Annotated in this window: 23 protein-coding genes; 10 read left to right on the plus strand and 13 right to left on the minus strand. The window is 71.5% G+C overall.

The annotated features are described in order from the left end of the window. Positions 1-36: 36 nt before the first annotated feature. The 5 genes from IE198_RS03220 to IE198_RS03240 form a co-directional block, all read right to left on the minus strand. On the minus strand, positions 37-1,491 hold the full coding sequence (locus tag IE198_RS03220) for a SulP family inorganic anion transporter (protein WP_229833731.1): 1,455 nt from the start codon (positions 1,489-1,491) through the stop codon (positions 37-39). Between the two features lie 89 nt (positions 1,492-1,580). Next, positions 1,581-2,174, minus strand: coding sequence for a carbonic anhydrase (locus IE198_RS03225; RefSeq protein WP_189882335.1), 594 nt, complete (start codon positions 2,172-2,174; stop codon positions 1,581-1,583). Between the two features lie 486 nt (positions 2,175-2,660). After that, positions 2,661-3,959, minus strand: a complete 1,299-nt coding sequence (locus tag IE198_RS03230; protein WP_189882337.1) for a sensor histidine kinase — start codon at positions 3,957-3,959, stop codon at positions 2,661-2,663. Beyond that, on the minus strand, positions 3,956-4,648 hold the full coding sequence (locus IE198_RS03235) for a response regulator transcription factor (protein ID WP_189882339.1): 693 nt from the start codon (positions 4,646-4,648) through the stop codon (positions 3,956-3,958). Before IE198_RS03235 ends, IE198_RS03230 begins: the two co-directional genes overlap by 4 nt. 53 nt (positions 4,649-4,701) lie before the next feature. Continuing rightward, on the minus strand, positions 4,702-5,064 hold the full coding sequence (locus IE198_RS03240) for a hypothetical protein (protein ID WP_189882341.1): 363 nt from the start codon (positions 5,062-5,064) through the stop codon (positions 4,702-4,704). Between IE198_RS03240 and IE198_RS03245 the strand changes: the two genes are divergently transcribed. Next, entirely contained in the window at positions 5,057-5,278 is a 222-nt protein-coding gene (locus IE198_RS03245; protein ID WP_189882343.1) for a hypothetical protein, read from the plus strand. The two genes, IE198_RS03240 and IE198_RS03245, sit on opposite strands and share 8 nt — an antisense overlap. Here IE198_RS03245 and IE198_RS03250 read toward each other — a convergent pair. Beyond that, complete coding sequence (locus tag IE198_RS03250) at positions 5,275-5,940, minus strand: HAD family hydrolase (protein ID WP_189882345.1); 666 nt, start codon at positions 5,938-5,940, stop codon at positions 5,275-5,277. The genes IE198_RS03245 and IE198_RS03250 overlap by 4 nt on opposite strands. Before the next feature lie 47 nt (positions 5,941-5,987). Then, positions 5,988-6,854, minus strand: a complete 867-nt coding sequence (locus IE198_RS03255) for a PhzF family phenazine biosynthesis protein (RefSeq protein ID WP_189882346.1) — start codon at positions 6,852-6,854, stop codon at positions 5,988-5,990. 170 nt (positions 6,855-7,024) lie between these two features. Here IE198_RS03255 and IE198_RS03260 point away from each other — a divergent pair, with 170 nt between their 5' ends. Then, positions 7,025-8,572 (plus strand): carboxylesterase/lipase family protein, encoded by a 1,548-nt coding sequence (locus IE198_RS03260; protein WP_189882348.1) that lies wholly within the window; start codon positions 7,025-7,027, stop codon positions 8,570-8,572. Between the two features lie 46 nt (positions 8,573-8,618). On the opposite strand, the gene IE198_RS03265 is transcribed toward IE198_RS03260, so the two are convergent. From IE198_RS03265 to IE198_RS03275, 3 genes are all read right to left on the minus strand, one after another. Beyond that, a complete protein-coding gene (locus IE198_RS03265) occupies positions 8,619-9,161 on the minus strand; it encodes a PIN domain-containing protein (protein WP_189882350.1) in 543 nt (180 codons plus the stop codon). Continuing rightward, on the minus strand, positions 9,158-10,342 hold the full coding sequence (locus IE198_RS03270; protein ID WP_189882352.1) for a helix-turn-helix domain-containing protein: 1,185 nt from the start codon (positions 10,340-10,342) through the stop codon (positions 9,158-9,160). Before IE198_RS03270 ends, IE198_RS03265 begins: the two co-directional genes overlap by 4 nt. 88 nt (positions 10,343-10,430) lie before the next feature. Beyond that, positions 10,431-10,958 carry an ATP-binding protein gene (locus IE198_RS03275; RefSeq protein ID WP_229833705.1) on the minus strand — a complete coding sequence of 176 codons (528 nt, stop codon included), beginning with the start codon at positions 10,956-10,958 and terminating at the stop codon, positions 10,431-10,433. A 187-nt stretch (positions 10,959-11,145) separates the two neighbouring features. Here IE198_RS03275 and IE198_RS03280 point away from each other — a divergent pair, with 187 nt between their 5' ends. The 3 genes from IE198_RS03280 (at position 11,146) to IE198_RS03290 (ending at position 12,995) form a co-directional block, all read left to right on the plus strand. Further along, a complete protein-coding gene (locus tag IE198_RS03280; protein ID WP_189882354.1) occupies positions 11,146-11,988 on the plus strand; it encodes a helix-turn-helix domain-containing protein in 843 nt (280 codons plus the stop codon). Then, the gene (locus tag IE198_RS03285) at positions 11,985-12,191 is read left to right on the plus strand and encodes a DUF397 domain-containing protein (RefSeq protein WP_189882356.1); all 207 of its coding nucleotides are present in this window, start codon (positions 11,985-11,987) and stop codon (positions 12,189-12,191) included. Before IE198_RS03280 ends, IE198_RS03285 begins: the two co-directional genes overlap by 4 nt. Positions 12,192-12,398: 207 nt before the next feature. Continuing rightward, positions 12,399-12,995 carry an NAD(P)H-dependent oxidoreductase gene (locus tag IE198_RS03290; RefSeq protein WP_189882358.1) on the plus strand — a complete coding sequence of 199 codons (597 nt, stop codon included), beginning with the start codon at positions 12,399-12,401 and terminating at the stop codon, positions 12,993-12,995. Positions 12,996-13,074: 79 nt separating this feature from the next. Here IE198_RS03290 and IE198_RS03295 read toward each other — a convergent pair whose 3' ends face one another. Next, on the minus strand, positions 13,075-15,225 hold the full coding sequence (locus IE198_RS03295) for a hypothetical protein (RefSeq protein WP_189882360.1): 2,151 nt from the start codon (positions 15,223-15,225) through the stop codon (positions 13,075-13,077). A gap of 116 nt (positions 15,226-15,341) precedes the next feature. Here IE198_RS03295 and IE198_RS03300 point away from each other — a divergent pair, with 116 nt between their 5' ends. Next, complete coding sequence (locus IE198_RS03300; RefSeq protein ID WP_229833706.1) at positions 15,342-15,977, plus strand: TIGR03086 family metal-binding protein; 636 nt, start codon at positions 15,342-15,344, stop codon at positions 15,975-15,977. A gap of 425 nt (positions 15,978-16,402) precedes the next feature. Here the strand turns inward: IE198_RS03300 and IE198_RS03305 are convergent, their stop codons facing one another. Together IE198_RS03305 and IE198_RS03310 are read right to left on the minus strand one after the other, a co-directional pair. Then, the gene (locus tag IE198_RS03305) at positions 16,403-17,251 is read right to left on the minus strand and encodes a helix-turn-helix domain-containing protein (RefSeq protein WP_189882361.1); all 849 of its coding nucleotides are present in this window, start codon (positions 17,249-17,251) and stop codon (positions 16,403-16,405) included. Between the two features lie 24 nt (positions 17,252-17,275). Next, positions 17,276-18,028, minus strand: coding sequence for a DUF6879 family protein (locus tag IE198_RS03310; RefSeq protein WP_189882362.1), 753 nt, complete (start codon positions 18,026-18,028; stop codon positions 17,276-17,278). A gap of 171 nt (positions 18,029-18,199) precedes the next feature. Here IE198_RS03310 and IE198_RS03315 point away from each other — a divergent pair, with 171 nt between their 5' ends. Genes IE198_RS03315 through IE198_RS03330 form a run of 4 tightly spaced genes read left to right on the plus strand, consistent with a single transcriptional unit; the run spans position 18,200 to position 19,992 of the window. Continuing rightward, positions 18,200-18,403, plus strand: a complete 204-nt coding sequence (locus IE198_RS03315) for a hypothetical protein (RefSeq protein ID WP_189882363.1) — start codon at positions 18,200-18,202, stop codon at positions 18,401-18,403. Then, positions 18,400-18,618 carry a hypothetical protein gene (locus IE198_RS03320; RefSeq protein ID WP_189882364.1) on the plus strand — a complete coding sequence of 73 codons (219 nt, stop codon included), beginning with the start codon at positions 18,400-18,402 and terminating at the stop codon, positions 18,616-18,618. The genes IE198_RS03315 and IE198_RS03320 overlap by 4 nt, the downstream gene beginning before the upstream one ends. Beyond that, positions 18,615-19,151: a 3'-5' exonuclease family protein gene (locus IE198_RS34930; protein WP_229833707.1), complete on the plus strand. Its 537-nt coding sequence runs from the start codon at positions 18,615-18,617 to the stop codon at positions 19,149-19,151. The genes IE198_RS03320 and IE198_RS34930 overlap by 4 nt, the downstream gene beginning before the upstream one ends. Positions 19,152-19,188: 37 nt before the next feature. Next, on the plus strand, positions 19,189-19,992 hold the full coding sequence (locus IE198_RS03330; protein ID WP_189882811.1) for a chitosanase: 804 nt from the start codon (positions 19,189-19,191) through the stop codon (positions 19,990-19,992). Positions 19,993-20,131 lie beyond the last annotated feature (139 nt).

Genomic DNA, 20,131 nt, shown 5'->3' on the forward strand with positions numbered 1-20,131 from the left:
CAGCAGCCGTACGGGCCGGGCCTGGCGAGGGCGTCGTCAGGCGGCGGGCATCAGCACACGGGCGGCTCCTTCCTTCTTGTTGTGCCGGTCGGCCCAGTTGGCGAGGGCGGTGCTGCATGCGTGGTCCAGATGCCGCAGGTCGCGCAGGTCGAGCTCGATGTGCCGGTCCTTCGGCAGCTTCTCGAGGGTGTCGAGGATCCGGGGCAGCCGGAGGAAGGTCGCGTTGCCGGAGAGGACCACGCGGACGGGACCGTCACGGTCCGGGCCGTGGTCGGTGTCCACATGGACGTGCGACGTCTCCCACGCCGTCTTTGCGACGGCGAGCAGCAGCCCGGCCAGCACACCCTCGAACATGTTGGTCGCGACAATGGCGACAGCGGTCGCCACGAGGATCAGGGCCTCCCCGCGATGCTTGCGCCACAGCGGTCCGAGTTCCTTCAGCGGGATGAGCTTCCAGCCGGAGAAGACGAGGATGCCCGCGAGCGAGGCGACCGGTATCAGGCCGAGCGCGGCCGGCACCAGCGCCGCGAACAGCAGCAGCCATACGCCGTGCAGGACCCGTGACGCCTTGGTCCGGGCACCGGCTTGGACATTGGCCGCACTGCGCACGATGACCGCGGTCATCGGCAGCGCACCGAGCGCCCCGCACAAGGTGTTGCCCGCGCCCTGCGCCATCAGCTCCTTGTCGTAGTCGGTGCCGGGTCCGGTGTGCAGGCGGTCGACGGCGGCCGCGCTGAACAGGCTCTCCGCCGACGCGATGAGCGTGATGGCGACCACCGTGCCGATCGCCCCGACCAGACCCACGTCCATGATGCTGCCCAGGTCGTCGGTGGACGGGGGCCGGATCACACCCAGCAGACCCTGTACATCGACCCGCTTCACGGGCAGTTGGAACAGCGCCACGGCGGACGTGGTGAGGGCGACTGCCGCCAGCGGTGCGGGTACCAGGCGGACCTTGGGCGGCAGATGCCTCCACACGGCCATCAGCCCGACGGTCGCCGCACCGAGAACGAACGCGGTCAGCGCCGCGGACGACCCCGCCGTGGCGATGAACAGGCCGGGCAGACCCGACAGGTTGGCCGGCCCGGAGCCGGGCGCCTTCGCGTCGGTCATGGCGTAGAGCTGGCCTGCGATCAGTACGAGGCCGATCCCTGCCAGCATGCCCTCCACCACGGCGACGGAGATGGCGCGGAACCAGCGGCCCAGCCGCAGTGCGCCCATGACCAGTTGGAGTACGCCCGCCGCGAGGACGAAGACGCCCAGGGCGCCGAGTCCGAACTCGGTGACGGCTTCGAGCACAAGGACCGTCAGCCCCGCCGCCGGTCCGCTGACCTGCAGGCTGCTGCCGGGCAGCAGTCCGGTGACGAGTCCGCCGACGATGCCGGTGACCAGTCCGAGTTCGGCCGGCACGCCGGAGGCGACCGCCACGCCCACGCACAGTGGCAGGGCGACCAGGAAGACGACGACGGACGCGGTGAGGTCCGACCGCAGCGTCGCCGCGGAGGGGCGTTCGGCGGCGCCCTGCGGCGCTGCTCGCCGGTGGCGTCCGCGGTTCCCGCGTTCGCGGGTGTCGGCGGTGCTCACAGCGGAAGGAACATGCCGTCGTACGGCCGGTGGACGAGCACGGAGCCGGTGTCGATCTCGTAGAACCAGCCGTGCAGGTTCAGCCGCCCTTCCTCTGCCCTGCGGGCGACGCAGGGGTAGTCGCGTAACCGGCGCAGCTGGCGCACCACATGGTCCTGGACGGCCTCGGCGACGGCGGGACCGGAGGTATCCGTGAAGAGGGGCGGGGGCGAGGTGCTCTCGAGCCAACCGCGGACCGCCGGTACGGCGGACAGGTCTTCGCGTCGCACCATCGCGCCTACGGCACCGCAGTGGGAGTGGCCGCAGACGACGATGTCGGTGACGCCGAGCACCTCGACCGCGTACTCGACGGTGGCCGCCTCGCTGGAGTGCCGGCCGGGGGCGTGCTCGGGGATGATGTTCCCCGCCGTGCGGAGCTCGAACAGCTCTCCCGGGCGGGCGTCCGTGATCAGTGAGGGGATCACTCGCGAGTCGGAGCAGGTGATGAACAGCGCCTGGGGGGACTGGCCGTCTGCGAGACGGCCGAATTCATCGGATCGGGCGGCGGCCCGGTGCCGGAAGGCACGGGCGTTGTTGGTGAGCATGTCCATGGGGGTGTTTCCTCCAGCGCGCCCGAGGCGCGCGGTGGGGAGTCGTCATGTCGGACCGCTGGTTGCGGTGGGGGCCGGTGCGGAATGTCGACGGATCACTCAGGGGGACTGACCCGCGGAACGGCGGACCGTGCCGCGGGGAACCGGTGGACGGGACCGGTGCGAGCGCCTGTGGGCGCGGCCGTGTTGGCCGGGGGTCGGCGGGGTCTGCCGCCGTTGCGTGTCTGCATGAGTCCGACGACTCCGGAAGGGGTCTGCCTTCCCTGAAGTCGGGTCAGCACACAGGCACGCGGAACTGGTCCAACTGGTCAGTAACTCCAGCTTCTTGAGTCACTCTGACACCACGCAGGCTCAAAAGTCTGTGATTCGTTAGACATTCGTGAGTGTCGAGTGTCTTGACAGTGGGCACTCTCGTTGAAATACCGCCGGTCACCCCAGGTCACGCACGCGCCGTGAGGGAGAAGATTTTTTTCGGAGGCGTCGCCTTCACGCCAGCCCGAACGACACCCGCACCCGCGCCCCGCCCATCGGAGACCGGCCGATCTCCAGTTCCCCGTCGGCGGCCCGCGCCGCCCGCGCGACGATGTCCAGCCCGAGGCCCGTGCCGCCGGCGCCGCCCACGCTGACGCCCCGGGTGAGCGCCGCCGCGGGATCGGCGACGCCGGGCCCCGCATCGTCCACGGTCAGCAGCACATGCCGGTCGCCGCGTTCCACCCGTACGGCGAACGCCGTGCCCAGCGGGGTGTGCCGGAAGACGTTCCCGATCAGGGCGTCCACCACAGCGGCCAGATCGTCCTCCGGGAACCGCACGGCAGTCCGGCGCGGAGTGAAGGAGCGTTCGCAGATCCGGTCCTGCTGAGTGGCGAGCACCGACCAGAAGTCCAACCGCATCGCGACGACCTCGGCCACCTCGCAGGCCCGCCCCGGCGCCTGCCCCGCGGCCGGACCGGCGGCGAGCGGGGTTCGAGCCGCGGTGATGATCGAGTCGAGTTCGGCCTCCAGTTGCGACACGGCCGTGGTGATCCGCCGGGCGCCCGGCGATGCGCCCAGGAGGTCCGCTTCCAGGTACAGCGCCGTCAGCGGGGTGCGCAGTCGGTGCGAGAGGTCGGCGACCATCTCGCGTTCGATCGCGAGCAGTTCCACCACCCGGTCGGCCATGGTGTTGAACGCGGCGCCGGCGTCCTGCAGCTCCGGCGGCCCGTCCGGCTCCACCCGTACGTCGAGGTCGCCGGAGCCGAGCGCCAGAGAGGCGCGCTTCAGGCTCTGCGAGGAACGGACCACCCGGGCGCCCAGCCGGTCGGCGACCAGCACCGAGCCGCCCACCAGACCCACGGCCAGCAGCGACATCACCCCCCACGAGGCCCACACGCCGCGGGTCAACTCCGCCGCGGGCACATACGCCTCGACGACCGCGACCCGGTCCTCGGGCAGCACGACGGGCTGGAGATAGACCCACCCCTCCGCGGTGTCCATGGCGAGCGTCTCCCGCTTGCGGACCGCACGGTCGAGCGCTTCCCGCGGGGCGTGCGGGGTGCCGACGAACCCGCCGCCGGGGAGGCGTACGGCCAACTGGTCGCGGGAGTCCAGCTCGGCGACCGCCTGCTGGACGTCGACCCGTCGCGTGGTGAGGGCGAGGACCGGGGACAGGGCGGACGCCCGCTGCTCGGCGGCCGTGGTCACCCGGTCTCGCGCCTGTTCGCGGACGAGCAGGGCGAGGGGAATGAGGAAGGAGAGGGCGACCATCGACGTCACGGCCAGCGCGATCCCGGCGAGTGCGCGTCTCATGAGGGCGATGCGACCAGTTTTATACCGATGCCGCGCACTGTGTGCAGATAGCGGGGGTCCGCTGCCTTCTCGCCCAACTTCCTGCGGAGGGCGGAGAGATGGACGTCCACGGTCTGGTCCTCCAGATACGGCTGCTGCCACACCTCCGCGAGGATCCGTTTGCGGGACATGACCTGGTCGGCGTGTGCCGCGAGATACGCCAGCAGGTCGAACTCCCGACGCGTGAGCGCCAGTTCCCGTCCGGCGAGGTGCGCGGTGCGGGCCGGCGGGTCAATCCTCAGATCGCCGACCTGCACGACCGGCTGCCGGTCGGGTTCCTCCGTGACCGGGCCGGAGCGTCGCAGCACGGCGGCGAGCCGGGCCGCGAGCTGACCGCCCGAGAAGGGCTTGACCATGTAGTCGTCGGCCCCTGCGTTGAGCAGCCTGATGATCTCCGTGTCGTCGTCGCGCGCGGTGGCGACCAGGACCGGCACCCGCGAGACGCCGCGGATCATCCGCAGCACGTCGAGGCCGTCCAGGTCGGGCAGCCCCAGGTCGAGCACCACGATGTCGGGCGGGCTCTGGGTGACGTCGCGCAGCGCCTCGAAGCCCTGGTGGGCGGTCTTCACCGCGTACCCGTGCCCGGTGAGGACCTCGATCAACGCGGCCCGGATGACAGGGTCGTCCTCGACGACAAGTACGGAGGCCATGGGCAGGCACGTTAGCCGGTCCGTCACTATGGTGTCGTGTCCCGCCTTCCGCGCTACCTGCTCATCTGGCTGTCCTGCACCGCGGCCAGCGTCACGGCCGTGATGATCACGGTCCATTTCGTGGTGGGTTCGACCAGGCCGACGGCGCCGGTCGCGCAGTCGGCGCCGGAGGGTTTCGTGGCCGCTCCGGCGTCCTCCTCTCCCGCCGCCCGCCCCTCCCGTTCCCCCACCCCCCGGCCGAGGCCGAGCGTGCCCACGCCGTCGCCGACGCCGTCCAGGACGGCGGAGAAGCCGCCTGCGCCGACGCCGGCGCCGGCCGCCCGGACGAGTCCGCCCGTCCCGGACGAGCCGTCCGCCGCACAGCCGCCCGAGGGACAGGGCGGCGGCTGTGAGCAGGGCGGCTCCGGCGTGCACACGATCTCCTCGCAGGGCGGCAAGGCGACCGTGCGCTACGGCAGCGGCGGGGTGTGCCTCATCTCGGCGGTGCCCAACCAGGGGTTCACGGTCAGCACGTCCCAAACCGCTCCGGAGACCCTGACGGCCACCTTCTCGGCCGCCCGCCACCGCTCGGAGATCACGGCGACGACCGAGCCCTCGGACCGGGCGAGCGTGCGCGAGACGTCGTTCTAGCGGCCGGCGTCGCGTGCGGCCAGGAGCCCCGGCAACTCGCGCATGTCGTCGAAGACGACCGTGCCGGGTCCCGCCAGGCGGGCGGCCGGGGTCAGGCCGCCGCAGTAGCCGAAGGCCCGCATGCCGGCGGCGCGTGCGGCCTGGACCCCGTACGCACTGTCCTCGATCACCGCGCACCGCGCGGGGTCGGCCCCCATCGAGCGGGCGGCGTGCAGGAAGAGGTCAGGGGCGGGCTTGCCCCGGGGCACATCGGCGGCGCTGAAGACCCGCCCCTCGAAGTGGTCGCTCAACGCGGCGATCCGCAGACTCCGGTGGATACCGTCGCGGTCCCCGTTGGACGCCGCGCAGACGGGTACGGTGAGATCCGCCAGGGCCTGGGTGACACCGTCGACAGCGGTCAACCGGTCGGCAAGGGCGGCGTCGTAGAGATGCTCGTACTTCCGCTGCCAGCCCCGCTCCAGTGGCCGCCCGAGGCGCTCCTCCACCACAGCCGTGAAGACTTCGGCGGAGGAACCCACGAAAAGTTCGACGATCTCGGCCTCGGTGAACGACACCCCGAGGTCGGCCATGATCACGGCGTCGACTTCGACGCATATCCGTTCGCTGTCGACGAGCACGCCGTCGCAGTCGAAGATCACAAGGTCCAGGTCGTCACCGGTCATGATCGGCAGCCTAAGGCCGGGGCCGACCCGAGAAGCACCGCGGGGCGTCAGGCGATGCGGGCACCCGTGCCCGTCACCCGCACGCGCTTGTCGCCTTCGCGGAGCTCCACGGTCAGTACGCCCGGGCGGCCCATGTCCGCACCTTGGTGGAGGGTGAGCACGGACGCCTCGGGGACCAGGCCGAGTTCGCGGGCGTACGCGCCGAACGCGCCTGCCGCCGCGCCCGTGGCCGGGTCCTCGATCACGCCGCCCACCGGGAACGGGTCACGCACATGGAAGACCCTCTCCGACTCGCGCCACACCAACTGCACCGTGGTCAGGTCGAGTCGGCGCATCAGGGCCTCGAGTCGGTCGAAGTCGTACGCCAGGTCCGCGAGCCGTTCACGGGTCGCGGCACCGAGCACCAGATGCCGGGCTCCTGCGAAGGCGATACGGGGCGGCAGCGCCGGGTCCAGGTCGGCGGCCGGCCAGTCGAGCGCGGCCAGTGCCTCGGCGAGGTCCGCGTCCGCGACGGGCTCGCTGTGCGGCTCCACCGTGGTCAGCGTCGCCCGCAGCGCCCCGTCCTTCTCGGTCACCGTCACGGGCACCGTCCCGGCGCGCGTCGCGAAGACGAGGTCGCCCGTGCCGATGCGCTCGCCGAGGGCGACGGCCGTGGCCACGGTGGCGTGCCCGCAGAACGGTACTTCCGCCCTGGGACTGAAGTACCGGATGGTGAACGCCCTTCCGGGCTCCCCCTCGAGCCCTTCGGGCGGTGCGGTCAGGAACGCGGACTCGCTGTATCCGAGCTCTGCGGCGATGGCGAGCATCCCGGCGGCGTCGAGCCCCTCTGCGTCGAGGACGACGCCGGCGGGGTTGCCGCCCTCAGGGTCCCGGGAGAAGGCGGTGAAGCGCAGAACTTCGTGCTTGGTCGTCATGATCGCCGGAACGACGTGCCGGACAGCTTTGTTCCCCGCCCTGGTGGCGGTGGCGAACCGATGGCGCGGGCACACCGGACGCGGCTTTCTCGCTGGCGCCGCCCGGCGGCGCGCTGACATGATCACCGCCGACCTGCGAATCCGCGGGGCGGTAAGGGCTTGGGGGATCCGTGGACGTCGTCGAGACGAAGAACGGCCCGGTGCGCGGGCGCCGGGTGGCCGACGGTGACGTGGTGGCGGTGCTCGGAGTACCGTACGCGGCTCCGCCGTTCGGGGCCGCGCGGTTCCGCGAGCCGCAGCCGGTCGACCCCTGGCGCGAGGTGCGGGAGTGCGCCCGCTTCGGGCACGTCGCCCCGCAATCCGCCCAGCTGCCGGGGGCGCCCGTGTGGTCCCCGGGGGACGAGGACGTGCTGACGCTCAACGTCTGGGCGCCGGTGGACGCGTCCGCGCTGCCGGTGCTGGTGTGGATCCACGGCGGCGCGTACACCTTCGGATCCTCCGCGCAGCCCGACTTCGACGGCACCGTCCTCGCCCGGGACGGCCGGCTGGTCGTGGTGACGGTCAACTACCGGCTCGGGTTCGAGGGTTTCGGGCACGTGCCGTCGGCTCCGGGCACCGGCCCGTTCCCGGACAACCGCGGCCTGCTCGACCAGGTCGCCGCCCTGCGCTGGGTGCGGGAGAACATCGGTGCGTTCGGGGGTGATCCGGAGATCGTCACGCTGGCGGGGCAGTCCGCCGGCGCGACGTCCGCCGCCTGCCTGATGGTGATGGACCGGGCGAAGGGCCTCTTTCGCCGTGCGATCGCACACAGCGCGGTGGGCCCGTGCTTCTCGGCCGGGCTCGCGCGGGAGATCACCGCGCGGGTCGCTGCCGCGGCGGGCCTACCCGCGACGCCCGACGCTCTGGCAGCGGCGTCGCCGGGGGCCCTGGTCGCCGCGTCCGACGACGTCGTCGACGCCTACCGCCACGACCCGGCCTCCGGGCATCTCCACTACGACCCGGTGATCTACGGACCGGTCGTCGACGGCGACGTTCTGCCCGTGGAACCGCTCGCGGGACTGGCGTCGGGCGCCGCGGCGGACGTGGACCTGCTGGTGTGCCGCACCACGCAGGAGTACTGGCTGATGGACGCCGTCGACAGCAGCGCGAAGATCACGACATGGGACGGACTGGAGCGGTTCGCTGCCGATTTCGGGCTGCCCGACGGCCTGGTCGGCGGCTACCGCGAGCTCATGCCGGACGCCCCCGTCCTGGATGTCCACCTCTCCGTCTTCGGCGACCTGCTCTTCGCCGAGTACAGCAGCCGGCTCGCCGAGTCGCACGCACGGGCCGGCGGCTTGACGTACCTGTCGCACTTCGACCGGCGGCGCACCGGGCCGGACGGCGGCGAGGTACGGGCCTGGCACTGCGCCGATGTGCCCTTCGCCTTCGGCAACCACACACTGCCCGCCGTCGAGTTCCTCGTCGGCGGCCCACCCACCCCCGCGGATCACCTCCTGTCACGGGACATGGTCGCGGCCTGGGCCGCCTTCGCCGCCACCGGCGATCCAGGATGGCAACCCCTCGACACGACCGGTGCCGGGCCGGACCATGACTGGGCACCGGATGACGCCCACGACCGGCAACCGCTGCCCGGCACGCGGGCACTGTGGCGGGGAATCGCCTATCTGCCGCTGGGTCCTTGCCCGGACGGGGGCTCGGTCGCCCGTAACCCATGAGCGGCAGCCGGCGCTTTTGAGTATGGCGGTCGGGCGGGGTGACGGCCTATTGCTGGAGCTCCGAAGGGCGCCGGGACACACGGTGCAGATGACGGCCCGCTGCCACCATCGCCCCCAGCAGGCCGTGACCATCGCCAGGAGTGATCAGCCCACCGACCACGGCCTCGTTCACGAGGTCGTAGGTCTCCTTGGTCGTGATGCCTCTGCGTCGGGCGTAGGTGCCGGCGGATCGGTCATCGGTGATCCACACCGCGTCCCGTAACTCGGGGCGCACGGTGATCAGTACGCACGTCTCCGCCTCACCTAGGTGCTTCAGCGGCTGCGACGCCACACCGCCGAACACTGCTCTGCGGACCCGCTCGACCTCGGTCAGCTCACGGGAGTCCGTGATCTCGATCGGGTCCCGGAGCCACCCGTCCTGCGATATCCCGCGCAGGGGCGGATGATGACGGCTCGACTGCTCGGCCTCGTAGGCCACGGCCTGCGTCCAGCGGCCTCGTCCGTCGAGCACCGCTTCCAGCAGCGGGAGACGATCTACGGCAGCGAAATTGCACAGGACCGTGTTGTCCGGGAACCAGCAGAGCCTCATGGAGTGAAGACCGGGTCCTTCGCGTCGAGGTCGGATGCCGGAGCATCGACCGCGCCCTTGCGTTCCGGCTCGAGTACGTCGTGCAGCCAGTCCACCTCCACATCGAGGAGCGACGCCAGCGGCCGCAGCGTGGTCTCTCCGGCCGTGTAACCGCTGAAGAGCTGATCCGCGATGCGGGCGGGGAACTGCCGGGCCCCCGCCCAGGCCAGCTGCCGCTGGAACTCGGCGGCAGCTCCCGCCACCAGGTGGCACGTCTCCGCGGTGAGGACCCGGAGCCGGTCCCGAACGTCCTTGTCGATCAGCCCGAGTTGCCCCAGCCGCACGGCCAGTGCGCTCGGTGACACCTTGAACTCGACCACGAGGTGCGCGAATGCGTCCCTGCCGAGTTGCCCGTCGGCGGCGACAACCTGCTTGAAGCGCTCCTCGACTTCGGGAGCCGGCATCAGCAGATGCGACGCGAACGCGTTCGCCCGGACCTCCGTGAGGTCCTTCACCCTGCCCGGCCGGATCCGCTTCTCGACCATCGGGTCCTGCGCGTCCCTGGCCAGGATGTGTCCGAGTTCATGGGCCAGGGTGAAGCGCTGCCGGGTCCAGACGCTGCTCGGGCCGACGAGGACGAGCCGGAAGGTGTCGGTCTGCCAGGTCACGCCGTTCACCCCGTCGGGCAACGCCGTGATCGCGACGTCCACGCCGTACGCCTTGGCACATGCCGCGATCAGCGCGTCCGTCTCGCGTCCCGTTGACCACTCCCCCGTGGCCGCGAGACCCCTGGCCGCGTCCTCGGCGAGTTGCCGCCCCTGGTCGATGTGCAGGGCCAGGTCCGCACGGATGTCCGGCAGAGCCGGCAGCTTCGGGAGCCGGCCGAGCAGCTCCAGCACCTCGTACGCGGCGGTGTAGCGCTGGGCGACCCGGTCCACCTCGTCCCGCTCGGGCACACCGGCGTCGGTGGTCCGCGCGGCGAACGACGGCTGGGACGGGGCACGCCCGGTGAGCAGCCAGTCGACCGTGGTGCCGCCTGCCTCGGCGATCAGGGCGAGATCGAGCGAGGTGAAGCGCCGGACACCGGTCAGGCTCTTCGAGAGTTTGTCGGGCGTGAGCCGCACTCTTTCGGCGAAGGCAGCCTGACTCACGGAGGCCGCTTCCATGACTCTGCGTACGCGGTCACTCACAGACTCGTCCATTCGCTTACCGTACTGATTCGTTGCGAAAATCGCAACGGGGTGGTCGGGCGGCGTCCTCAGTGCGGTCCGGGTTGGCATGCGCGGGCGCTCAGGTGGGCTCGGCGCCTGGGTGAACATGCGGTAGGTGCAGCTCCGCCCAGACCCGCTTACCTGGGGCGGCGACCCGGGGGGTGACGCCCCAGCGGTCTGCGAGCCGGGCGACGAGGTACAGGCCGCGGCCTGACTCCTCGCGGAGCGGCGGCGGGTTGTCGGCGGTGTCTTGGGCGGGGCGGCCCTCGGTGCGGGTGTCGGCGACCTCGATGCGGAGGGTGGCGGTCGGGGCGGGCGTCGGGGGCGGGGTCGGGCTCGGGTGTGGGCTCGCGGTGAGGCGGAGGTGGAAGTCCCGCCCGGGGACATGGCCGTGGCGGACGGCGTTCGCGGTGAGTTCGGCGGCGATGAGGGTCAGCGTCTCGTTGGGCGTCGAGTCGTACGGGTGGCCCCACTCGTCCAGCCGGTGCGCCACCAGCCGGCGGGCGAGGCGCGCGCCGCGTGGTGTGGACGTGAATTGCATCGAGAACTCGCGAGTGCGGGCGGGCGGTTGGGCCGGCGCCACGGGAGGGGTAATTGCTCCGTTCATGGAGGAAACGCTGGTGGTCCGTGCGTACCGTTGACCAGGAGGGACGCGGTGACGGGTGCGGGGTGTACGCGGGGGCGGGCGGCGCTGTACGCGGGGTGGAGCGTGACCGGGGGCGGGGCGTGGGGAGTTTGGGGGCGGGAGCGGTGTGCGGCGGGACGGACGGCACGGGTACGGGAGGTACGGGGTCGTGGACGATCAGCAGGAACGACCGGAACACGGGTACGAGCACGAGGCGGGGTCGGGGATCCTGCACGTCTTCGGGCAGCAGTTGAAGCTCTGCCGGATCCGGGCGGGGCTGGAGCGCGCGGACTTCGGGTCAAGGACGGGGTACTCGGCTTCGACCATCGCCTCCTTCGAGCAAGGGCGTCGCATTCCGCCGCCGAAGTTCATCGACAAGGCGGACGAGCTGCTGGACGCAGGCGGGTTACTGAAGGCCGGCAAGGAGGAGGTCGCGCGGGCGCAGTACCCGGCGTTCTTCCGGGACGCGGCGCGGTTGGAGGCGCAGGCGGTCGAGTTGCACGTCTACGCCACGAACGCCGTGCCGGGGCTGTTGCAGACCGAGGAGTACGCGCACGCGGTGTTCACCATGCGGCGTCCGCTGCTGGACGAAGAGACGGTCGCTCAGCGAGTGGCTGCCCGCCTGGCCCGGCAGGAGAACCTGTCACGCACGCCGCTGCCCACGATCAGCTTCGTGATCGAGGAGTCTGTGCTGCGTCGCCCGTCGGGCGGGCGCGGGGTAATGCGCGGCCAACTCGAGCATCTGCTGCTCTGTGGCCAGCGCCGCAATGTCGAACTTCAGGTGATGATGACGGACCGCGAGGAGCACGCCTGCTTGGCTGGTCCGTTCACCTTGATCGAGACGAGAGAAGGACGGAGGATCGCGTATGTGGAGGCGCACAAGGACAGCCGTCTCTACACGGAGCGACAGCCCGTCCGGGAGCTTGAGGAGCAGTACGGGATTCTCCGGGCTCAGGCGCTCACTCCGCGCGAATCGCTGGCCTTTGTCGAGAAGTTGCTTGGAGAGAGATGAACGTCGAAGCGACCGTGCAGACCGTTCCGGAGTCCGCCTGGTTCAAGAGCAGCTACAGCAGTGGCGAGGGCGGCGAGTGCGTGGAGGTCGCCGCTTGCCCTGGTGTGATCCACGTCCGCGACTCGAAGGTCACGGAGGCCCCGATCCTGCACGTGGCATCGGAGGACTGGGCGGCCTTCGTGGAGTTCGCCGCCCAGGGCTGAACGCGCAAGACGGACGAGTCCCCCTCGCCGGAGTGCTCGGTGACGGGCGCCTTGTACGCGCCTGTACGCGGGCCTCGTCGGCCGACTGCAGAATGGTCGTCCACCCAGCGGTGAACGCAGGACGGGGGCCTACGGTCCGATACCGAGGCAGGAAAGACGGCCGCGTGGTAGGCACCGGCCCACATCGTTCAGGGGGATCAGCAGCACATGCGCATAGGGGCCTATCTCGCACACCCACGTCCGGGCAGTTTCAACCACGCCGTCTTCGGCACCGTCGTCGACGAGTTGCGGGAACGCGGGTGCGAGGTCCTCGCGCACGACCTGTGCGCCGAGGGCTTTTCGCCCATGCTGACCGCCGGTGAGACGGAGACCGTAGAAGCGGCTCAGGACGCCCAGGACCCTCAAGTGGCCCGCCACCGGGCCGAGGTGGGGACGCTCGACGCGCTGGTGTTCGTCCATCCCAATTGGTGGGGCATGCCGCCTGCCGTGCTCACCGGCTGGGTGCAGCGGGTGTTCGCGCCCGGCGTCGCCTACAAACTGGGCACCGCCGACGGTGAGCCCGTCGGGCTGCTCCGGGCGGGCCGGGCGCTCGTGCTGAACACCTCGGACACCCCTGCCGATCGTGAACACGGCGAGTTCGGGGATCCCTTGCAGCGCATCTGGGCCGCGTGCGTGCTGCCGTACACCGGGGTCGACGACGTCCGCCGCGTCGTCTTCCGTACGGTCGGCGACTCCACGGCCCGGCAGCGCGCCGAGTGGCTCCTTGAAGCCCGCAGGCAGGCGGCGGCGTTGCTGGACAGCTGACTCCCCCGCTCGGCGCCCGCGGTGGTGGACCGGAACGGCGCTGAACCGGCCGGGACGGCGGACGGCGGAGGGCGCCGCGTCAGTGGCGGCGCCGGGACACCGACCGCTCGGCCGACTTCTTCGCATGCGCCGCCGCGTCCGCCACCGTGCGGTCCGGGTGGTGGGCTTGGAGGGTGTCCAGGATGCGGAGGGATGTGCCGGGGTCGACCTCCGCCAGGGCGCCGATCAGGGCCGTGGCGCCGCCCGGCCAAGCGGCGGCTGCCGTGTCGAAGGCGGGAAGCAGGGTCGTGGGCGGAACGTCGGCCGGGCGGGGGACGTCGGTGCCGCCCGCGCCCTCGCGGCGCTTCACCTGCCTCAGCATGTCGTCGATCCAGCACTGGTCCAGCTCCTCGACGAGCACCGTGGCGCGCGAGGTGAGCGGGACCGTGTCCTCGGGGACGGACTCTCCTCGGGCCACGAGCAGTCTGCGGGCGGCGGCGCCGGTCACCGGGTCGGAGAGGGCGGCGCGCAGCACCGTGCCCGGGACCGCGGCGAGGTCGAGTCGGGCGAAGGACTCTGACGTACGGGCCGCGTTGGCGTCGTCGGCCTTGGCCGCGGAGATCGCGCCGAGCAGTTCGGCCCAGGCGTCGTCCGTGCCGCCGTGGTGCGCCGCCCATGCGGCGAGAGCGGTGGCGGCGAGCCGGGTGGGCCAGTGGCGGGTGGCGGCGACGGTCTTCGCCGCGTCCCAGCCCGCGACGGTGTCCTGGGCGGGGGCGGCCACATGGCCGGCGGTGATCACATGGCGCATGACGGCGGCGCCGAGCGGGGTGAGACCGTAGGTGTCGCCGGTGCGGAAGACGCAGCCGGTTGCGGCCAGTCGGTCCACGAGCCCCGCGAGGCCGCGTGCGGGGGCGTCGAGTTCGGAGCGGTCGGCCTCCGTACGGCCGGGCATCCCGAGCAGTGCGGACAGCTCGTCGGGTGACGGGGTCTCGTAGGCGTCCGGGGCGCTGCCCGGTACCGGGGTGGGGGCGTCCTCCAGTTCGGGCGGCAGGCCGTCGTCCTTCGCGTCGGAGATCTTGCGTGCGATCGAGTCGGGGGTGCAGCCGCGTTCGTAGAGCGAGTAGAGGATGTGCGCGGAGTCGAAGGAGTAGGCGTCCTGCGGGCCGGTGACCAGGGGCAGCCGTTCCGCCTGTGCGGCCAGGACGTCGGCGGCCAGTTCGACGAGTTCCTGCGGGGTGCCGTCGGTCCACACGGCGGTGGCCGGGCCGGGCAGCCCGCAGCGTTCCGAGACCTCACGCAGCTCGTCGTCGAAGGTCCCGGCCGCCAGTGCCGCGGGCAGCGGGGCGGCGTGCAGCAGGTCCCGGATCTCGTCGGGTGCCGGAACGGCGGGCGGGGGCGGCAGCGGGATCGACGAGTCGCCGTAGTAGTCGAGGTGCTCGTCGAGCATGCGGTCGGCGAGCGCGAGGTGCGGCAGTGCCTCGGGCCCGGGGGCGAGTGCGGCATACCGCGTGGCGAACGCCTCTGCGAGGCCGGCGGCGGTCCACCGGTCGGTGAGCGTATCGGCGATGCGATCCAGTGCGCCGCTGAGCGCGTCGTCGGGGCGGGCGGCGTCCAGCGGTGGTGCGGGCAGCAGCGGTCCGGCCGGAGGCGCCTCGCGGGTGTCGCGGGCGAAGGCGGCGAGCAGCGCCTCCGCGAGGCGGGCCCGTACGGAGAACGTCCGGTCGGCGAGGTCGGAGCGGCACAGCGGCTCCGGCAGGGCCGGCCGGTCGGCGTGCGGTGTGCTCCCGTAGGCGTCGAGCCAGGCCCGTACGGCGGCGGAATCGTCCGCGTCGACTCCGTCGGCGGTCAGCAGCGACGCGTACCAGCGGTGCCAGGTCAGGTTCGCCGGGTCGGCCATGGCGCGGCGGAAGGCAGGGAGGGTGTCCTCGACGGCGGCGAGCAGCCGCGCGTGGCGCTTGGCGTTGAGACGGCCGGCGGCACGGACCCGGTCGGCGAGGAGGGTGAGGACGTCCGGTACGGCGTCCAGCTCGTCGTCGCCGGCGCACAGCAGCTGCGGCAGGTCCTCGAGCAGCACCCGCCGAAGTAGCTGGGGCGTCGGCTCCGGCACACCGGCCCTGCGATCGGCGCCGTGCAGCGCGAGCATGGTCAGCACCACGTCCGTGGTGCGCGCGGGCAGTGCGACGCCTCTCTCCCGCGTCGCCCAGGTGAGGAATTCGTCGCGGCCGGTGTTCAGGGCGTTCGTAGGAGTCACCTGGGGAGCGTATGAGGGCGGGCGGCGTCGGTGATCCTTCCGGGCCGGGGGTTAGCCCGATCGGGCGAGCAAGCAATTCTCCAGCGGCGGGGCGAGCAAGGAATTCGCCTGCGGCGATGAGTTCGTACGGGGCGGCCGGTCAGCACTGTATGGACATCTCCGACACCACGCCCCTGCCCGATCTCACTCCCGCCGCCCGCGCGGTGACCCGGTTGCTCGGCGCGATCGGCGACGAGCGGCTGGGCGATCCGACGCCCTGCCCCGAGTACGCCGTGCGCGACCTGCTGGCCCACATCGACGGGCTGTCCCTCGCCTTCCGGGACGCGGCCCGCAAGGACCTCGGACCGACGACCGACACGAATCCCGGTGCGGCGCTGCCGGCCCTGGACGACGACTGGCGCGCCAGGATCCCGGTGCGGGTGGACGAGCTCGCGGAGGCATGGCGCCGGCCCGAGGCCTGGGAGGGCATGACCAGGGCCGGCGGCGTGGACCTGCCCGCAGCCGTCGCCGGCCGCGTCGCGCTGAACGAGCTCGTGATCCACGGCTGGGACCTGGCCCGGGCGACGGGGCAGGAGTACGACCCCGGTGAGGCGAGTGCGGCGGTGTCGTACGAGATCGTGCGGCCGACCGACGACGACTCGCTGCGCGAGGGGATCTTCGGCCCGCCGGTGGCGGTGCCGGACGACGCCTCGCTGCTGGACCGGGTCGTCGGGCTCAGCGGGCGGCGCCCCGACTGGCGGCCGGGCGACTGAGCGTTCCGGGCGGCCGCCGGTAAACCGGATGATCGCAGGCAGGTGCCGGTGCGATGCTCCGGGGCATGACACGCCGTGTGAAGCCCAGTCTGTACATCTCCGTCGACAAGTACTAAAACCAAGGGCCTTTGATTCGTAGGCGCTGACCTGGGGCGAGGCCGATTACAGCGCGTAGTTACGGTCCGATCCGGGAGCGGGGCACGCCAGAGACTCGCCGGCGAGCCGGGGCGAGTGCGAGCGAATCACAGACGCCCAGGTCAGCGGCGGCGCAGGTCGTTCAGGGTGCCCAGTTGCCGTAGTCGTGCACCGAGGACGGGCGGTCGACGACCGGTTGAGGGCCGAGAGCTGGAGCCGGGCGCGCAGCTCCGGCGGCCCTCTCAGCTGGGCGGACTCCTTTGGCCAAATCAGCCGGCAAGGAGCCGCCGTCACACGTTGAGCGCCCGGCGCGCGTCACTGATCAGCCGGTGCGCGTCGGCCCCATACACGGCCGACTCCCGCAGGGTGTTCCAGGTGCGGAGGTGGGTGCTCACGCTGGCCTCGTCCTCGATCCAGAGTTCCGAGTGCCACGTCTCGACGATCACGCGACTGTCGTCGTAGACCCAGAAGGCCGTGGCGGGCGGGATCTTGAGCGAGGCACTGAGCGGGACGATGCCGAGTTCGACCGTGTCCAGGCCGACGGCGCCGGACAGCCGGTCGAGCTGTGCGGCCAGCACGGACGGCGGACAGATGAGCGCCCGTAGCGCGGCCTCCCACAGGAGCAGGTGGAAGCGCTTGGTGGGGTCGTAGAGCGCCTCTTGCCGCTTGATGCGGGAGCGGACGGCTTCCTCGGTGTGTTGGGGCGACTGCTGGAGTTCGGCGTACCGGGTGAAGATCGACCGGGCGTAGTCGGGCGTCTGGAGGATGCCGAAGATGATGGAGGACTCCCAGCCCCGGAACACGGAGGCGTCACCGTGCGCGGCGAGGTGCGTGTCCTGCACGGGCTTGTGTCCGGAGGCGAGCTGCCGCCGCCAGGAGCGGATGTGCGACTCGAACCCCCGTAGCCGGGCGAGCAATTCGTCGTACGCGTCCGGCTGGCAGGTCCCCTCGGTCCAGGCACGGAGGTCGTCGGGCGTGGCGGTCTGACGGCCGTTCTCCAGCTTGGAGACCTTGGGCTGCGGCCAGCCCAGCCGCCGGGCGAGCGCGGAACCGGTCAGCCGACCGCCCGGGGCCGTGAGGCGCAGCTCGCGCAGCCGGACTCCGAGCGCCTCGCGCGCCTGCTGGTAGTCGGTGGTCACCGGTTCCGCTCCTTGGGTGTTGCTCTACTTCGCGGGCAGGTTCGCCGCGAAGGTGTCGTACGGCACGGCGTAGTGGGTGGCGGCGTCGCGCGCCTGGCAGTAGCGGTTGACCTCCACCGGCTCCGTGATCAGCTCGACGTTCACCAGGTTGTCGGCGTCGTCGAAGTTGAGCCGGGCCACCAGCCGGGAGTCGAACAGCCAGAAGTCCTCTACAGGAAGCTGAAGGCATTCGGCGTCGGAGCGCCAGAGCTGCCGGATGTCCTCGCCGACGGAGCTGTTCCGCCGGGCGTTGTCGAGCAGGTAGAGCTGACCCGGGGTGGGCGGGTTGTCGACGATGCGGACACGTTCGAACCGCTTGCCGAGCGCGTTCTGTTCAAGGCGCTCGGCGCACCACTCGGCGTCCCTGCCCTCCCAGTCGACGGGCTCGCCCCGGAGGAACTGCGCGTAGGTGTCGGTGACCTCGTCGGAGGCGTAGCGGCGGCGGCTCTCCAGCCGCCAGGCCGCGTGCTTGACCTGGGTGAACAGCCGGTCGAACTCATCCAGGCCGATGATGTTCGGCACGCGGGTGACCTCCCTGGGGCCGAAGTCGACGAGCAGTTCGCGCGGGACGACGATGGGCACCTCGCCCTTGCCGAGGTGGCGGAGACGGGCGATGTCGTCGGGGTCGGTGAGCGCCGGTCCATGAATGATCACCTCGCCGGTGTCGAGGTCTTCGTGGACGGCGGGGCAGCCGTTCACGCCACTGCCCGTGCCGTTGAAACGCAGCCGTCGCGCCATGATCGGTTCCTTTCGCCGGGTACTGGTGCCCTCATGATCACCGTGCTCGGGAGTGGACGGTTCGGGTTCGCGGGGCCCCTGTGAACATAAACGGCTATAGCCAGCCCCTACCCGCGAATAACCGGGTATAGGCGCTAGCGGCCTCAACTGCCTCTTTACAACGCTCAGTTCATGGCCACTACACAGGAGCCGGGCACCGCGGATGCCCTGGAAACGGTTGAGGTGCTGCGCGAAGCACTGACGGCGGCGGGAATCGTTCTGCCGTCCCTGGGGGCGGACGGGGCGTCGCCTTCACTGAACTTGATCAACCTGGGCCGGGTACGCCCGGATGTCGCGCTGCGGCTCGCCGACGTGATCCGGGGGGGGTGCGCATGAACGCGTATACACCCCAGGTCGGCGACCTGGTGTGGGACGAGGCGACGCAACGGGTGGGCCGGGTGGTCGACCGGGTCGGTTGCTGGCAGCTCAAGCCGCCCGGCGGCGGGCGGGAGTGGGACGCGCATGACCCTCTGCGGCCCGCGACGGCGGCGGAGAGGCTGTCGGCGGGCATGGCAATGGCCAACGCCCGGAGCCGGGGAGAGGCGCCGTGAGCGCGCCCGTGACGGACCCGCCACCACTGTCGGCCGAGTGCACCCTCGGCCAGCGGCCGGGCTACAAGGACGTGCACCGCCAGTGCCGCCAGACCAAGGACGTGCCGCTGCCCCACTCGAACGGGGCAGTCCTGCTCGTACGTGCGGCAGTACCCAAACGGGAACTTGCCGTGCGGACGGCCCTCGTCGACTGCGGAGTTCACACCACGCAGCGTACGAGCCGACAAGCGCCGGGGCGGGAGGCGCACGGCGGCGCGCAGCCGGTGATGTGCGGCTATCCCGCGCCGTACGACTGGATGTTCCTGTACTGGTACCAGATGCGGTTCACCGGTTCGAGCCCGTTCGGGCACTCCGGGTGCCTGGACATGAAGACGCTGTACGCGACGAAGGCCCGGCTGCCGCTGCGGGCGGTGTCGAAGGGGACGATGCCCCGGGAACTGCTCTCGCGGCGGCGGCACACGCACCATGCCCTGGACGACGCGATCGAGCAGGCGGAGCTTTTCAGTAATCTGATGACGTGGCCGGGGGTGTGACCCCGGGAGGGGGTCCGCCGTGAAGTCCTTGCTGCGCATGCTGCTCGCGCTCGTCGTCGTTGTCGCGTGCACGGCCTGCGCCGAGGACGGTGAACGGGGCGGCGGGCTCGACGATCCGGCGAAGAAGGACATCGCCATGCGGCTCGTCTCCAGCGCGGAGAACTCCTCCCTGGACTGGCGGGCCCAGTACCGGTACATCGAGGACATCGGCGACGGCCGCGGCTACACCGCCGGCATCGTCGGCTTCTGCTCGGGGACCGGCGACATGCTCGCCGTGGTCGAGCGCTACACGAGGGACCGGCCCGGCAATGCCCTCGCGCCGTACCTCCCGGCCCTGCGCGCGGTCGTCGGCAGCGACTCGCACCAGGGGCTGGGCGACGGGTTCACGAGCGCCTGGGCGAGGGCCGCGGCGTCCGACCCGGTGTTCCGTGCGGCGCAGGACGCCGAGCGCGACCTGCGCTACTTCGCGCCCGCGGTACGGCAGGGTGAGCGCGACGGACTGGGGGCGCTCGGGCAGTTCATCTACTTCGATGCGTACGTGATGCACGGCCCGGACGCGGCCAAGGGGTCGGTCGGGTTCCGGGTGCTGCGCGAGAGGGCGCTGCGCGAGGCCGAGCCGCCGTCGGAGGGCGGCGACGAGGCTGCGTATCTGAACGCGTTCCTGGACGCCCGGGTCGAGGCGATGCGCCGGGAGCCGTCGCATTCCGACACCAGCCGGGTCGAGACGGCGCAGCGGGTGTTCGTACGGGAGCGGAACTTCGACCTCGAGCCGCCGCTGGACTGGCGGATCTACGGCGACGGTTACCGCATCGGCGCGATGGCGGCCCCGCCCGCCGGGTGACGGGAACCGTCCCGCCCCAGCACCGAATCCGATGACGAACGACGTGGGGACCATCACAAGCAGTTACATTGTGCACAACTAAATTGAGCACTACATTGAACGCATCGAGGCAGTGACGCGGCGAGCGGCGCGGCGCACG

The sequence above is a fragment of the Streptomyces xantholiticus genome, assembly GCF_014651015.1.
GTDB classification, from domain to species: domain Bacteria; phylum Actinomycetota; class Actinomycetes; order Streptomycetales; family Streptomycetaceae; genus Streptomyces; species Streptomyces xantholiticus.

Excerpts from the sequence above, each read along its gene's own strand:
- IE198_RS03225 (WP_189882335.1), bottom strand. The coding sequence starts at position 2,174 with ATGGACATGCTCACCAACAACGCCCGTGCCTTCCGGCACCGGGCCGCC.
- IE198_RS03230 (WP_189882337.1), bottom strand. The coding sequence starts at position 3,959 with ATGAGACGCGCACTCGCCGGGATCGCGCTGGCCGTGACGTCGATGGTC.
- IE198_RS03235 (WP_189882339.1), bottom strand. The coding sequence starts at position 4,648 with ATGGCCTCCGTACTTGTCGTCGAGGACGACCCTGTCATCCGGGCCGCG.
- IE198_RS03250 (WP_189882345.1), bottom strand. The coding sequence starts at position 5,940 with ATGACCGGTGACGACCTGGACCTTGTGATCTTCGACTGCGACGGCGTG.
- IE198_RS03255 (WP_189882346.1), bottom strand. The coding sequence starts at position 6,854 with ATGACGACCAAGCACGAAGTTCTGCGCTTCACCGCCTTCTCCCGGGAC.
- IE198_RS03265 (WP_189882350.1), bottom strand. The coding sequence starts at position 9,161 with ATGAGGCTCTGCTGGTTCCCGGACAACACGGTCCTGTGCAATTTCGCT.
- IE198_RS03270 (WP_189882352.1), bottom strand. The coding sequence starts at position 10,342 with ATGGACGAGTCTGTGAGTGACCGCGTACGCAGAGTCATGGAAGCGGCC.
- IE198_RS03275 (WP_229833705.1), bottom strand. The coding sequence starts at position 10,958 with ATGAACGGAGCAATTACCCCTCCCGTGGCGCCGGCCCAACCGCCCGCC.
- IE198_RS03285 (WP_189882356.1), top strand. The coding sequence starts at position 11,985 with ATGAACGTCGAAGCGACCGTGCAGACCGTTCCGGAGTCCGCCTGGTTC.
- IE198_RS03290 (WP_189882358.1), top strand. The coding sequence starts at position 12,399 with ATGCGCATAGGGGCCTATCTCGCACACCCACGTCCGGGCAGTTTCAAC.
- IE198_RS03300 (WP_229833706.1), top strand. The coding sequence starts at position 15,342 with ATGAGTTCGTACGGGGCGGCCGGTCAGCACTGTATGGACATCTCCGAC.
- IE198_RS03310 (WP_189882362.1), bottom strand. The coding sequence starts at position 18,028 with ATGGCGCGACGGCTGCGTTTCAACGGCACGGGCAGTGGCGTGAACGGC.
- IE198_RS03315 (WP_189882363.1), top strand. The coding sequence starts at position 18,200 with ATGGCCACTACACAGGAGCCGGGCACCGCGGATGCCCTGGAAACGGTT.
- IE198_RS03320 (WP_189882364.1), top strand. The coding sequence starts at position 18,400 with ATGAACGCGTATACACCCCAGGTCGGCGACCTGGTGTGGGACGAGGCG.
- IE198_RS03330 (WP_189882811.1), top strand. The coding sequence starts at position 19,189 with ATGCTGCTCGCGCTCGTCGTCGTTGTCGCGTGCACGGCCTGCGCCGAG.